We start from the raw sequence: 12,799 nt of genomic DNA, 5'->3' as shown, positions 1-12,799 counted from the left end.
TACCGGGGCCTTTCGCTTTTCAGGGGAAAACCTTCAGTCCCCATCCCCGCACGCTTCCCGCCGGGCTCCTCCTGAACTTCCGCTCCAGGATCTCGTAGGCTCGGTTCGGCTGCGCCGGGTTCATCACCTTTCGCCCGATCGGGCGCGCGACCAGGTCGGCCAGCTGCAATCCGGCCGAGTTGCACTTCTTGTCTCCCATCACCATCTCGAACGGCAGCCGCGCCGCCATCGCGTTCTGTCCCTCGCACACGCGCCGGAACTCCACCTCCAGCTCGCCGTCTTCCTTGTCGCCGCGCTTTTCGAACAGCAGGTGCGTAACACCCGTCCGGCATCCCAACCCCTTCAGGTGCAGGTACAGCCGCTCCAGCCCGAACCCCATCGCCACGTGATACGGGTTGGCCGGGTCGGCATAAAGGGCCGCGTACCGCCGCTTGTCGATGACGCTGGCGACCAGCTCGAACCGGGTGGCGTCGATCAGGGCGTTCAGGTCGTCGTAGAACGGCTCCCGGCGCTCGGGATTGATCAGGAACTTGAACGCGCCCTTCGACTTCCGGATCTCGTGCTCGTGCAGGATCACGTGGTCGTGCCCGAAGTGCGTGAACTTGAAGCGCAGCACGGCGGGTGTCGCGCGGGTCGCGTACTCCTCTTTCGAGAAGATGCAGAACGCCAGGACGAACACCGGATAATGGGGATCGATCGAAACCATCCCGTGATCGCCGCTTTCATCCACGAAAACGATGTAGTCACCGAAGCTGCGCACGCCCGTCCCCCCGTCTGACGCTCCACGAAAGTGAACAGCGTCAACGGTAACCCGCGGCCTGCAGGTTGAACAGTTCGGCGTAGCGGCCGTCCAGGGCGAGCAGTTCCTCGTGGGTCCCCTCCTCCAGCACCCGCCCGTGCTCCAGGACGACGATGCGGTCCGCCATCCGCACGGTGGAGAAGCGGTGCGAGATCAGGACGGCCATCTTCTCGGCCGTCAGTTCCGAGAAGCGCTGGAACACCTCGTACTCGGCGCGCGCGTCCAGGGCGGCGGTGGGCTCGTCCAGGATGAGCAGCTGGGCGTCGCGCATGTAGGCGCGGCCCAGCGCCACCTTCTGCCACTGCCCGCCCGACAGGTCTACCCCGCCCTCGAAGCGCCGCCCCAGCATCTGCCCGTAGCGCCCGGGAAGCGCCTCCACCACCTCCGACGCCAGCGAGCGCTGCGCCGCCCCCTCCACCCGCGGACGGGCGGAGTCCGGGTCGCGCGCCAGGTCGCCGATGCGGCCCACGGCGATGTTCTCTTCCGCCGTCATGTCGTAGCGCACGAAGTCCTGGAAGATCACCCCCGCCTGGTCGTGGAGGTCTGCCGGGTCGTAGTCGCCCAGCGGATGGCCATCCAGCAGCACCGTGCCGCGCGTGGGCTCGTACAGACGCGTCAGCAGCTTGGTGACGGTCGTCTTTCCCGCCCCGTTCTCCCCCACCAGCGCCAGCCGCGCGCCGGGGCGAATGCGGAACGACACGCCCCGCAGCACCCATGACGGATCGTCGTCGGGGCGATCGGCGGCGCCCTCGCCGTCCGGGTAGCGGAACCAGACGTCGCGGAACTCGAAGCCTTCCCGGATGGGATCGGGGAAGGGGAGCGACCCTTCGGTTCGGCGGATGGACGGCTGCAGGCGAAGAAAGATGAAGAGGTCGTCCAGGTACAGCGCCTGCTCGTACAGCTCCGTCGTGGAGAGCAGCATTCGCTGGATGAGGTCGCGTGAGCGGGAAAAGGTGCCCGCCAGCAGCGTCAGGTCGCCCAGCGTCAGCCGGCCCAGGACGGTGCGGTAGACGATGGTGGCGTACGCCGCGTAGTACCCGAGGGTCGACAGCAGGGTAAGGCCGGTGCTGGCGAGCGAGCGGCGGATGGCCAGGCTCCGGTTGGCCTCGTAGAACCCGTCGGCCAGGGTGCGGTACTGCTCGATCAGGTACGGCGACAGGCCGAAGAGCTTGACCTCCTTGGCGGTCTTGTCCGACGCGGCGATCATCCGGTAGTAGTCCAGCTTCCGCCGCTCGGGCGTCCACTGGTAGAGCAGCGAGTAGCCCAGCGCGGCGAAGTGGGTTTCGCCCAGGAACGACGGGAGCACCGCCACGACGAGCAGGCCGAACAGGATCGGCGAAAAGGCGAGCAGCGTCCCGGTGAGGGTGATGAGCGTCAGCGCGTCCTGCGCCAGCCCGAAGAGCTGGTTGAGCAGGGCGATTCGCCCCACCGTCTGCCGGCGGGCGCGCTCCAGCCGGTCGTAGAAGGCGGGGTCCTCGAAGTGCTGAAGGTCCAGCTCGGCGGCGTGCTCCATCAGCCGCACGCTCATGCGGTTGCTGAACAGGTCGCCCAGCAGGCTTTCCAGCAGCGTTCCCGTGCGCGCCGCCACCTCGCCCACCGCCACGATGCCGAACTCCAGCGCCACCAGCCCGCCGATGCGGTCCCAGTCGGGCGCGCCGCCCCGGGTGGCCGCGACGACCTGGTCCACGATCAGCTTGCCCACCCACAGCGACGCCAGCGGCACGAACGCGCGCACCAGCCGGAGCGCGGCGATGCCCAGCACGTAGCCGCGGTGCGTGCGCCACACCATGCGCAGGAACGGCGGAACGTTGCGCATGGCGCGCATCCGCTCGGCCAGCGACGGCGGACCGTCGGACGGCGACCGGCGCTGCTGTCCGGCGTGCGATCGTGCCTGGGCCATGAACCGCGGGGAAAGGGAGAACGGGAACCGGGGAGCGGAAGATACGGAGAAGCCCGCGGCGGTGATACCGGCGCGGCCCGGGATGCGCGTGCCGGGAGGGGCGCGGCAGGTGGGAGAACTCCCCACAGACACGGCGCCCCACCCGCCGTACATTCTCGCCAGAAAGAGCACTGGCGTATCCCGGCGAGCACACCTATTATGCGCGCCCAGCCGGGCAGCCCCCCGTTTCGGGCACGGCTCGCGCGCGCCCATGCGCGCCGGGTTCCAGTTCAGAGCAACGCAAGAACGCCGAACATCCACAGCCGATGAAGTCAGTCTCCATTCCCGCCGCCCGCACGACCCCCCCGGGGCGGGCCGCGCGCGGGAAGCGGCCGCTGCTGGCCGCCGCGCTCCTGGCCCTGCTGGCGGCCTGCGGCGAAGACCACATCACGCGATACCCGCAGACCACGTTCGCGCCCGAAACCGAGATGGCCAGGGAGCAGATGTTTCTGTTCAACCTGACCATGTGGATGGGCATCGTCGTGGGCGTGCTGACGTTCGCGGGGATGGGCTACATCATGTGGAAGTTCCGGTATCGCCCCGGCATGCCCGACCCCGAGCAGATCCACGGCAACACCAAGCTCGAGGTGGCCTGGACGCTGCTCCCGGCGCTGATCGTGGCGGTGATCGCCGTGTTCACCGTGCGCGCCATCTTCATCACCCAGCCCGAGCCCCCCGCCAACGCGCTGAACGTGCGGGTGATCGGCAAGCAGTGGTGGTGGGAGTTCCAGTACCCGGTGGGCAACGACACCATCATCACCGCCAACGAGATCCACGTTCCCATCAACCAGCCGGTGCAGCTGCTGCTGGAGTCGGACAACGTGCTGCACTCGTTCTGGGTGCCGCAGATGGCGGGCAAGCGCGACCTGATCACCAACCGCGTCAACCGGCTGATCTTTACGCCCACGGTGCCCGGCGTGTACATGGGCCAGTGCGCCGAGTTCTGCGGCGACAGCCACGCGCTGATGAAGATGCGGCTGATCGCGCACACCCCCGAGGGCTTCCGGCAGTGGCTGGAGAACGAGGCCCGGCCGGCGCTGGAGCCCACCGACAGCACCTCGGCCGTGGCGCTGGGCAAGAAGCTGGTCACGCAGGGCGCCTGCGCCGGCTGCCACGTGATCGAGGGCACGCCCATGGTGGGCCGGCTGGGACCCAACCTGACGCACTTCGGGCGGCGCCGCACGCTGGCCGCGGGCATCGTCGACAACAACGCCGAGAACCTGGCGAAGTGGGTCGGCAACGCGCCCGCCATGAAGCCCGGCTCGCTGATGCCCGCGCAGGGCAAGGCCGCGGGCGGCAACCTGACCGAAGAGCAGATCCAGTACATCGTGGCGTACCTGCAGTCGCTGCAGTAGCGCCAGAGCCCGATACGGTGGTGACGTCCCGCCCCCCTGACGGGGCGGTTCCGTGATCAGGCGCCCGGTCCCCGGCGGCGCCCCGAACCCGATGGAGTAGGAATGGCATCATCTGCAACGCTGGCCGCCCCGCACGCGCACGCGGCCGCGCACGCCGAGCCGACGGGACTGTGGAGCTGGATCACCACGGTCGACCACAAGCGGATCGGCATCATGTACGGCGTCACGGCCTTCTTCTTCTTCCTGGTGGGCGGCATCGAGGCGCTGCTGATCCGGGTGCAGCTGGCCGTGCCCAACAACGACTTCGTCAGCGCCGAGCTGTACAACCAGCTCTTCACTATGCACGCGCTGACGATGATCTTCGCGGCGCTGATGCCGCTGACGGCCGCGTTCTTCAACTACATCATCCCGCTGCAGATCGGGGCGCGCGACGTGGCGTTCCCGCGGCTGAACGCGCTGTCGTACTGGGTCTACTTCTTCGGCGTGATCTTCTTCAACGCCAGCATTTTGATGAAGCTGGGCCCGAACTCGGGGTGGTTCGCGTACGCGCCCATCACCACCAAGCAGTTCTCGCCCGGCATCAACATGGACTTCTACGTCCTGGGCCTGCAGATCCTGGGACTGTCGTCGATCATCGCGTCGCTGAACTTCATCGTCACCATCATCAACATGCGCGCGCCGGGAATGCGGCTGATGCGCATGCCCATCTTCACCTGGCTGACGCTGATCACGAGCATCCTGATCGTGACGGCCATGGCGGTGTTCACCATCGCCATCACCGAGCTGATGTTCGACCGCGTGTTCGGCACGCAGTTCTACAGCGTGGCCGCCGGCGGCGACCCGCTGCTCTGGCAGCACCTGTTCTGGATGTTCGGCCACCCCGAGGTGTACATCCTGATCCTTCCCATCATGGGGATGGTGTCGGAGGTGCTTCCCACGTTCAGCCGAAAGCCGCTCTTCGGCTACAACGTGATGGTGTTCTCGGGGGTGCTGATCGGCTGGCTGGGCTGGGGCGTGTGGAGCCACCACATGTTCGCGGTGGGCATGGGCCCCATCGCCGACAGCTTCTTCGCCCTGTCGACCATGCTCATCGGCATTCCCACGGGCATCAAGGTGTTCAACTGGCTGGGCACCATGTGGGGCGGCGCGATCCGCTACACCACGGCGATGCTGTTCTCCATCGCGTTCATCGCCATGTTCACCATCGGCGGCATCTCGGGCGTGATGCACGCGGCGGCGCCGTCGGACCTGCAGCAGACCGACACGTACTTCATCGTGGCGCACCTGCACTACGTGTTCTTCGGCGGCACGGTGCTGGGGCTGTGGTCGGGCATCTACTACTGGTACCCCAAGATCACCGGCCGCATGCTGAGCGAGCGCGCGGGCAAGGCGCACTTCTGGCTGACCCTGATCGGCATGAACCTGACGTTCTTCCCCATGCATTTTCTCGGGATGCTGGGCATGCCGCGGCGCATCTTCACCTACGCCGACAACATGGGGTTCAACGAGATGAACCTGGTGATCTCGGCGGGCTCGTTCATCATCGCGCTGGGCACGCTGATCTTCGCCATCAACCTGGTGTTCTCGTGGAAGTGGGGGAAGGTGGCGGGGCCCAACCCGTGGGGCGCGCCCACGCTGGAGTGGTCCATCCCGTCGCCCCCGCCGGTGTACAACTTCCGCACGATCCCGGTGGTGCACTCGCGCATGCCCCTGTGGGAGGGCGACCCCACCAAGGACGGCGGGATCCCGCATGGCCGGGCGGAGGAAGACACCGAGCAGGTGCGGCTGATGGGCGCCGACATGGGCGAGATGACGTACCCCGACGACGAGAACAAGATGTCGGCGCACGACCTGGGCATTCACCTGCCGCCGCCGTCGTTCTGGCCCATCGTGCTGGCCTCGGGGATCTCGCTGACCTTCATCGGGCTGATCTTCCGCACGATGGACGGGCCGCTCCACTGGCTGTGGCTGCTGACGGTGGTGGGCTTGGCGGTCACCGCGCTGTCGATCTTCAAGTTCGCCTTCGAGCCGGGCCACGAGCACTGATCCGCGGCGCACTTCGCCTTACTTGGACGCAAACACGGGTACCGACAGGACCATGGATCATTCGCACGCGCTGGAGGCGCACGCCGCCCACCCGGGCCACCTGGACACCAGCACGGGGCTGGACAGCCGAAAGCTGGCGTTCTGGGTCTTCATCGGCTCGGAATGCCTGCTGTTCGGCTCGCTGATCGCCACGTACATGGCGTACAAGGGCAGGAGCCTGAAGCCGCCCTTCCCGCACAACCGGGTGTGGAACGGGCAGCACGTGGAGGGCGTGTTCAACATGCCGCTGATCACCTTCACCACCTTCATCCTGCTGATGAGCTCGGTGATGATGGTGCTGGCGCTTTCGGCCACGCAGCGGGGCGACCGCACCTGGAGCCGCAACTGGCTGATCGCCACGGCCATCGGCGGCGCCATCTTCGCGGTGGGTCAGGTGTACGAGTACAGCCACTTCATCCACGAGGGGCTGACCATCTCGAGCAACCTGTTCGGCTCGTCGTTCTACCTGCTGACCGGGTTCCACGGGGCCCACGTGACGGCCGGCGTGATCTACCTGTTGACGCTGGCGTGGCGGGTGCACACCGGCAAGCTGGGGCCGGAGAAATCGCTCCTGGTGGAGATCGGCGGCCTGTACTGGCACTTCGTCGACGTCATCTGGATCGTGATCTTCCCCCTCGTGTACCTGATTCCCTGAGCGGGCCAATGTCGAGCGAAGCCAACGAGATGGCGCACAGCCAGCACGCGCACCCCACCAACCGCTTCTACCTGATCATCGGGGCCATCCTGATCGGGCTGACGGTGCTGGAGGTAGTCGGGTACTACGGCGAAACGCAGCACTGGTACGCGGCGGGGACGGCCGTCTTCATCATCCTGTTCCTGTCGGCGCTGAAGTTCGTGTCGGTGGTCGCGTACTACATGCACCTGAAGTTCGACAACAAGCTGTTCACGGCGGTGTTCGTGTTTCCCGCGCTGCTGGCCGTCCTGGTGATCGGCGGAATGATCCTGCTGTTCGGGCCGCTTCATGGCACCAGCACGGCCATCCACGGCACGGCCAGCAGCAACGAGGGGGTGCACGGCTCGGGCACGGCGCCCAGCCAGCAGCCCGGCGCGCCCACCACGCCGCCGGCGCACTGAGCGCACGCTTTCGCGAGAAGGGCAGGGTGTAGTCTGATGTCGAACGCGGTCCTGGGTCTCGCGCTGCTGCACGGCGAGACCTTCGCCTGGAACGAATGGCGGGTGTACCCCAGCTTCATGGCGGGGTGGCTGCTGCTCGCGGGCGCGTATCTCCTGATGGTGGGGCCCCTTCGCCACCGCTTTCCCGGCTCGTCCCCCGTGCCGGCGAGGCAGGTGGCGTCGTTCATGGGGGGGCTGGCTATCATGTTCGGGGCCCTGCAGGGGCCGCTTCACGAGCTGAGCGACTACTTCCTGTTCAGCGCGCACATGGTTCAGCACCTGCTGCTGATCCTGATCATGCCGCCGTTCCTGCTGTACGGCACCCCGGCGTGGGCGCTGCGGCCGCTGATCCGGCGGCCGTGGGCGGCGCGCGTGGCCCGGGCGCTCACCTTTCCGGTGATGGCGTTCGCGCTGAACAACGCCATCTTCCTGGCCTGGCACTTTCCGGGTCCGTACGACCTGATGATGCGCAGCCACGGCGTGCACATCACCATGCACCTGATGATCATGGTGACGGGCACCATCATGTGGTGGCCGGTGCGAAGCCCGTTGCCGGAGCTGCCGCGGATCGCCCCCGTGCTGCAGATGATGTACCTGTTCCTGGTGGGGATCCCCATGATGATCTCCGCGGCGCTGATCACCTTTTCGCAGACCGAGCTGTACACCTGGTACGTGGAGGCGCCGCGGGTGTTCTCGGAGCTGTCGGCGCTGGAGGACCAGCGGCTGGGCGGGGTGATCATGTGGGTGCCGGGGGGGCTGACGCTGTGGCTGGCCATCACCGCGGTGTACTTCCGCTGGACGCAGGGCGAGCGCGCGGAAGACGAGCGGGTGCCCCTCCGCTCCCCGCGCGTGAACCGCGCCGGCCTGGTGGTGCCGCCCCCGTTCCCGCAGGGCTGAGCACGCGCGGCTGAATGGAAGAAGCCCCCGGACGAACCTCGTCCGGGGGCTTCTTCTTTGTGGCCCCAAAAACTCGTACCAGCCGTGGCGGCTCGCGGTATTGGACGTTCAGCACGTCCGGTTTATCTTCCAAGTGGCACAGGAAACCGACGACGCGAGGGGCAATGCATGAATGAGCGCACAACCAGTTCTGCCACCGAGGCCCCGGACTGCCCCGAAACAGTCGGCGGGCCGGCGACGCGTGTCGCGGATCTTCGCGAAGGGCTGCTGCGGTTTCAGCGCCTCATGGCGGAGCAAGGGATCGCGGTCAAGCTGCCATCCATGACTCCGGATCTGAATTGGACGCCCCCGCCCATGGTGTTTCCCTTCGATGGGGACGAGATGAGCGCCTTCGTGATTCGCCTTCGCCGGGAGGGCCGGCTCTGATGGTGTACTTTCTGGACACATCCGCGACCGTTCGGCTGTACGTGGTGGAAGCGGGATGGCTCGGCGTCCGGGCGATGCTGCGAAGCGCGGTAGCGGATCCGGCGGGGACGGTCGTGTGCTTGTGCGACCTCGTCCTCCCTGAAACAGTTTCGGCCCTTCGGCAGATCGCCTACGGCGGTGAAGCCGCGCGCCGGGGATTCAGCCCGGCCGCGTACCGCCGCGTGCTTCCGCAGGTGAGGGCCGAGCTGTCCGCCTCCCAGCACATCCTGCAGGTTCCGGCGAGCGGCTGCATGGCGCTCGCAACAACGGTAGTAGAGCGGCAGCAGATCCGGGGCGCGGACGCGGTTCACGTGGCCGCGGCGCTCACCGCGCGTGATGCGGTAGGGGCTGATCGATTCGTTTTCGTCAGCCATGACCAGCAGCAGTGCAAAGCGGCTGAACGCGAGGGGCTGGAGGTCCTTACTCCAGCGTAACGCAAACGAAGACGAGAGCCGCCTTTCTGAAGAGACTATCCTGACCGGAGCGTACGTATGAAGAAGCCGTGCTGTCACTGCAAGCCCGAAGTGCCGCCCGAGTTCGAACATCTCCGCGAGATGATCGAGAGCGGCTTCATCGCCAAGCTGCCGAACGATGGCCCTGACTGGCAGATGCCCGAGATGATCGAGGTAGAGGGAGAATTGCCGAGCCAGGCGTTGATCCGAATGCGGCGGGCGAACCACATATGAGATGCTACTTCTTCGATGCCTCTGCGGTGGTGAAGCTGCACGCCGTAGAACCGGGTTCCATGATCGTGCATGATCTGGTGCGGAGTGCCGGGCGGAGTGAGCGGTCCGCGGAAGTATTCGTCTGCGACCTGTCGCTGCCGGAGGTGGTGTCTGCACTTCATCAAATCCAGCGGGGGCCTCAGGCGGCTCGCAAGGGACTCAGCGCGGCAGCATTGCGTCAGGCGATTCCCAATCTGGTCGAGAGCTTTACCCGGGAATCTCCAATGATGGTGGTCCGCGCCTCCGACTTCATGCGGACGGCTGCGGAGATCGTGCAGCGGCGAAGACTACGACCTGCGGACGCCATTCAGGTTGCCGCTGCCGTACGTACGCGCGACAGACTGGGAGCGGGCGTGGATTTCTCGTTCGTGAGCTCCGACCGGGTGCAGTGCGCGGCGGCGCGGCACGAGGGGCTGGACGTGCTGGAACTCGCGGCGTAGCTCGTCACCGACACGCGAAAGCGCCGCGCGACCAGGGTCACGCGGCGCTCGTCTCTTCTGGTGATCGGCTCAGCCCGTGGGAGGCAGGCGCTCCCACTTGGGGAGGGGCGAGCAGGCCAGGGGTGGGGTGGCGGGGCCGGAGTTCTGGCCCTTGACCACCAGCGCGTGCTGCCCGTTCAGCACCGTGCCCGGCGGAAGGTTCAGCGTATCGGTGACGGCGGCGACGTTCCCGGCCCCCACGGTCAGCGGCCCGATGGGGGCCACTTCGGTGCCGGGCTGCTGGCAGGTGCCCTGCACCACGGCCGCGTTCAGCTGCTGCGTGCCCGCGGGGGCCGTGGTCACCTGCAGGGAAATCTCCGTCTGCTGCCCGATGCCACGGAAGTTCACGGACCCGGTGACGCCGGAGTTGTTGATGGCCGACAGGTGTCCGGCCGCCATCGTCTGCTCCGGCCGGCCGACGGGGCTGACGTTGGGCGCCTGCCCCTCGCCGGGATCGGTGGTGCTCTCGTCCATCGTCGTCGCCGGCGAATCGACTTCCTTCTGCTCGCCCCCGCCGCCGCACGCGGCCGCCAGGGAAAGCGCCAGCACCGCCGCCAGCCGTCCGTTCATCGTCCGCATCCCCTCGTCATGGTCCCGTTCCGCTCGCGAAAAAGCGGGTCGGGGACGGGGCAAGAGGCGTTCCACCCGCGGCTTACGCGTACCGGCGTCGTGCCTCTTCCAGCTGCTCCGGCCGCCCGATGTCGAGCCAGGCGTGCCCGTCTACGCGGAAGGGAAGGATGCGCTCTCCCGCCGCGGCCAGGCGCAGGTACGGGTCGAGGATGCTGAACGCCCCGCGCTCCGTCAGCAGGCCGAAGACGCGCGGGGCGAGCACGTGCACGCCCGCGAACGGCAGCGCCTGCACCGCGCCGACGGGCTCGCGCACGCGAAGGTCCAGCCCCTTCGTTTCGTCCACCCGGCCCAGGAGGCCGTCGTCGTCGAAGAGCAGCTTGCGGGTGCTCGGGCGGTCCAGCACGGCCACCGTGGCCAGGGGATCGGCGTCGACGTGCGCGGCGTACATTCCGTCCAGCGGCAGGTCGGTGAGGATGTCGGCGTTGTGAAGGAAGAACGGCGCGTCCTTGCGGAACAAATCCTCCGCGGCGAGCAGCGCGCCCCCGGTCTCCAGCGGGCCGGGGTCTTCGCGCGAGAACTCGACCTCCACGCCGAAGCCGCCGCGCTGGCGCACGACGTCCTCGATCTTCTGCGCCAGGTGCGCCGTGTTCACGATCAGCCGGTCGGCGCCGGCATCGATCAGCCGGCGGGCGACGCGTTCGATCATGGGCACGCCGGCCACGTCGATCAGCGCCTTGGGGGTGTGGTCGGTCAGCGGGCGCAGGCGGGTGCCCAGCCCGGCCGCCAGGATCATGGCATCCATCAGGCGGCCACTTCGGCGGTGCCGGCCTCCACCCCCGCGCTGGCCGCCAGCGCCAGGGCTTCGGCGCGCGCGGGCTCCCAGCGCGGCTGCTCGCGGTGTGTGACCACGATGTTGACCGACGGGTAGTTGGCACGAAGGTACGCGCCCAGCCGCTCGGCAAAGTACACGGACCGGTGCTGCCCCCCGGTGCATCCGAAGTACACCGAGAGCGAGCCGAACCCACGGGTGAGCCAGGCACCCACGTGGTGCTCCACCAAGCCGCGGACGCTGCCCCAGAAGTCCTCGACCTCGGGGAGGCTTTCCAGGAAGTTCTCCACCGGCTCGTCGCATCCGCAGAGGCTGGCGTACTCGGCGTAGCGTCCCGGGTTGTGGATGGCGCGGCAGTCGAAGACGAAGCCGCCGCCGTGGCCGCCCGCGTCGTCGGGGTAGCCGCCCTTGTAGCTGAAGCTGCCGGTGTACACGGTGAGCCCCGGCATGGGGGTGGGGGCCTTCTTCCGCAGCACGGTGTTTCCGCAGATGCGCTCCAGCACCTCGCGCAGCTCGGGAAGGTCGACCGGCACGAAGCCGGTTTCCAGCAGCCGCTCCATGTTGCGGATGGCGCCGGGGACGCTTTGCAGGAAGCGGGGCTTTCGCTCGAAGAAGCCGCGGTAGCCGTAGGCGCCCATCGCCTGCATGATGCGCACGAGCACGTAGCCGCGCAGGTGCTGGCGGAAGCGGTTGCGGTCCACGCGCGGCAGGTACCCGTCCAGGTGCTCCAGGTACTCTTCGAGCAGTTCCTCCCGCAGCGCTTCGGTGAGCCCCACCTTGGGGTCCCACAGCAGCGAGGCCACGTCGTACTGCAGGGCGCCGCGGCGTCCGCCCTGGTAGTCGATGAACCAGGGCTCGCCCTCGCGCACCATCACGTTGCGCGACTGGAAGTCGCGGTACAGGAAGTGGCGGGTGTCGGCGCCCAGCAGGAAGGTGGCGAAGCGGCGGAAGTCCTTCTCCAGCCGCGCCTCGTTGAACGGGATGTGCGCCAGCTTGAGGAAGTGGTACTTGAAGTAGTTCAGGTCCCACAGGATGGACTGCCGGTCGAACGCCGCGCGCGGGTAGGCGACGGAGTAGTCGACCACCTTGCCGCCCTCCACCTGGAAGCGGGGGAGGACCTCCAGGATGCGCCGGTACACCGGCAGCATCTCCGCGGGAAAGTCGGCCTGCGGATCCGCCTGGCGGGCCTGCGAGACGGCGTCGAACAGGGTGGTTTCGCCCAGGTCCTCCTCCACGTACATCCCCGCTTTTTCGTCGACCGCGTAGATCTCGGGGACGGGGAGGCCGATGCCGTGGAAGGCACGCGAGAACGAAAGGAACGCGCGGTTCTCGTCGGGGTCGGGGCCCACGACCCCCACGGCCGTTTCCATGTTCTCGCCCACCAGCCGCACCATCTTGCGGGCGGAGCCGTCGCCCGCGATCTCGAGGATGCTGACCGGCGCGGCGCCGAAGTGCTGCTTGAAGAGCTTGCGAAAGACCTTGTCCACTGCGCTGCCTGTCGTTCGGACCGAAAGGTTGCTGC

Annotated in this window: 14 protein-coding genes; 9 read left to right on the top strand and 5 right to left on the bottom strand. The window is 67.5% G+C overall.

The features are described from left to right. Positions 1–19: 19 nt before the first annotated feature. Both VF632_RS21260 and VF632_RS21255 read right to left on the bottom strand, forming a co-directional pair. Positions 20–730 (bottom strand): DUF3800 domain-containing protein, encoded by a 711-nt coding sequence (locus VF632_RS21260; protein ID WP_331025140.1) that lies wholly within the window; start codon positions 728–730, stop codon positions 20–22. Between the two features lie 70 nt (positions 731–800). Continuing rightward, entirely contained in the window at positions 801–2,699 is a 1,899-nt protein-coding gene (locus VF632_RS21255) for an ABC transporter ATP-binding protein (RefSeq protein WP_331024932.1), read from the bottom strand. Between the two features lie 305 nt (positions 2,700–3,004). On the opposite strand from VF632_RS21255, the gene coxB reads away from it, so the two are divergent. The 9 genes from coxB (at position 3,005) to VF632_RS21210 (ending at position 9,839) form a co-directional block, all read left to right on the top strand. Next, a complete protein-coding gene (gene coxB / locus VF632_RS21250; protein WP_331024931.1) occupies positions 3,005–4,093 on the top strand; it encodes a cytochrome c oxidase subunit II in 1,089 nt (362 codons plus the stop codon). Positions 4,094–4,195: 102 nt separating this feature from the next. Continuing rightward, positions 4,196–6,139 (top strand): cytochrome c oxidase subunit I, encoded by a 1,944-nt coding sequence (ctaD, locus tag VF632_RS21245; RefSeq protein WP_331024930.1) that lies wholly within the window; start codon positions 4,196–4,198, stop codon positions 6,137–6,139. Between the two features lie 52 nt (positions 6,140–6,191). Continuing rightward, positions 6,192–6,833: a heme-copper oxidase subunit III gene (locus tag VF632_RS21240; RefSeq protein ID WP_331024929.1), complete on the top strand. Its 642-nt coding sequence runs from the start codon at positions 6,192–6,194 to the stop codon at positions 6,831–6,833. Between the two features lie 8 nt (positions 6,834–6,841). Continuing rightward, positions 6,842–7,273 carry a cytochrome C oxidase subunit IV family protein gene (locus VF632_RS21235; protein ID WP_331024928.1) on the top strand — a complete coding sequence of 144 codons (432 nt, stop codon included), beginning with the start codon at positions 6,842–6,844 and terminating at the stop codon, positions 7,271–7,273. A gap of 36 nt (positions 7,274–7,309) precedes the next feature. Next, entirely contained in the window at positions 7,310–8,209 is a 900-nt protein-coding gene (locus VF632_RS21230) for a cytochrome c oxidase assembly protein (protein WP_331024927.1), read from the top strand. Positions 8,210–8,377: 168 nt separating this feature from the next. Beyond that, positions 8,378–8,635, top strand: a complete 258-nt coding sequence (locus VF632_RS21225; protein ID WP_331024926.1) for a hypothetical protein — start codon at positions 8,378–8,380, stop codon at positions 8,633–8,635. Continuing rightward, entirely contained in the window at positions 8,635–9,108 is a 474-nt protein-coding gene (locus VF632_RS21220; protein ID WP_331024925.1) for a type II toxin-antitoxin system VapC family toxin, read from the top strand. Before VF632_RS21225 ends, VF632_RS21220 begins: the two co-directional genes overlap by 1 nt. A gap of 57 nt (positions 9,109–9,165) precedes the next feature. Beyond that, positions 9,166–9,360 carry a hypothetical protein gene (locus VF632_RS21215; protein WP_331024924.1) on the top strand — a complete coding sequence of 65 codons (195 nt, stop codon included), beginning with the start codon at positions 9,166–9,168 and terminating at the stop codon, positions 9,358–9,360. Continuing rightward, on the top strand, positions 9,357–9,839 hold the full coding sequence (locus VF632_RS21210) for a type II toxin-antitoxin system VapC family toxin (RefSeq protein ID WP_331024923.1): 483 nt from the start codon (positions 9,357–9,359) through the stop codon (positions 9,837–9,839). Before VF632_RS21215 ends, VF632_RS21210 begins: the two co-directional genes overlap by 4 nt. 69 nt (positions 9,840–9,908) lie before the next feature. On the opposite strand, the gene VF632_RS21205 is transcribed toward VF632_RS21210, so the two are convergent. The 3 genes from VF632_RS21205 to VF632_RS21195 form a co-directional block, all read right to left on the bottom strand. Beyond that, positions 9,909–10,448 carry a hypothetical protein gene (locus tag VF632_RS21205; protein ID WP_331024922.1) on the bottom strand — a complete coding sequence of 180 codons (540 nt, stop codon included), beginning with the start codon at positions 10,446–10,448 and terminating at the stop codon, positions 9,909–9,911. Between the two features lie 82 nt (positions 10,449–10,530). Beyond that, on the bottom strand, positions 10,531–11,250 hold the full coding sequence (locus tag VF632_RS21200; RefSeq protein ID WP_331024921.1) for a nucleotidyltransferase family protein: 720 nt from the start codon (positions 11,248–11,250) through the stop codon (positions 10,531–10,533). Beyond that, positions 11,250–12,764 carry a RapZ C-terminal domain-containing protein gene (locus VF632_RS21195; protein WP_331024920.1) on the bottom strand — a complete coding sequence of 505 codons (1,515 nt, stop codon included), beginning with the start codon at positions 12,762–12,764 and terminating at the stop codon, positions 11,250–11,252. The genes VF632_RS21200 and VF632_RS21195 overlap by 1 nt, the downstream gene beginning before the upstream one ends. Between the last annotated feature and the right edge of the window lie 35 nt (positions 12,765–12,799).

It is taken from the genome of Longimicrobium sp., assembly GCF_036388275.1.
Lineage (GTDB): Bacteria > Gemmatimonadota > Gemmatimonadetes > Longimicrobiales > Longimicrobiaceae > Longimicrobium.
Note: the sequence above shows the minus strand (reverse complement) of the source record. Positions and strands in the feature narration are given on the sequence as shown.

Excerpts from the sequence above, each read along its gene's own strand:
- VF632_RS21255 (WP_331024932.1), bottom strand. The coding sequence starts at position 2,699 with ATGGCCCAGGCACGATCGCACGCCGGACAGCAGCGCCGGTCGCCGTCC.
- coxB (WP_331024931.1), top strand. The coding sequence starts at position 3,005 with ATGAAGTCAGTCTCCATTCCCGCCGCCCGCACGACCCCCCCGGGGCGG.
- ctaD (WP_331024930.1), top strand. The coding sequence starts at position 4,196 with ATGGCATCATCTGCAACGCTGGCCGCCCCGCACGCGCACGCGGCCGCG.
- VF632_RS21240 (WP_331024929.1), top strand. The coding sequence starts at position 6,192 with ATGGATCATTCGCACGCGCTGGAGGCGCACGCCGCCCACCCGGGCCAC.
- VF632_RS21235 (WP_331024928.1), top strand. The coding sequence starts at position 6,842 with ATGTCGAGCGAAGCCAACGAGATGGCGCACAGCCAGCACGCGCACCCC.
- VF632_RS21230 (WP_331024927.1), top strand. The coding sequence starts at position 7,310 with ATGTCGAACGCGGTCCTGGGTCTCGCGCTGCTGCACGGCGAGACCTTC.
- VF632_RS21225 (WP_331024926.1), top strand. The coding sequence starts at position 8,378 with ATGAATGAGCGCACAACCAGTTCTGCCACCGAGGCCCCGGACTGCCCC.
- VF632_RS21220 (WP_331024925.1), top strand. The coding sequence starts at position 8,635 with ATGGTGTACTTTCTGGACACATCCGCGACCGTTCGGCTGTACGTGGTG.
- VF632_RS21215 (WP_331024924.1), top strand. The coding sequence starts at position 9,166 with ATGAAGAAGCCGTGCTGTCACTGCAAGCCCGAAGTGCCGCCCGAGTTC.
- VF632_RS21210 (WP_331024923.1), top strand. The coding sequence starts at position 9,357 with ATGAGATGCTACTTCTTCGATGCCTCTGCGGTGGTGAAGCTGCACGCC.
- VF632_RS21205 (WP_331024922.1), bottom strand. The coding sequence starts at position 10,448 with ATGAACGGACGGCTGGCGGCGGTGCTGGCGCTTTCCCTGGCGGCCGCG.
- VF632_RS21200 (WP_331024921.1), bottom strand. The coding sequence starts at position 11,250 with ATGGATGCCATGATCCTGGCGGCCGGGCTGGGCACCCGCCTGCGCCCG.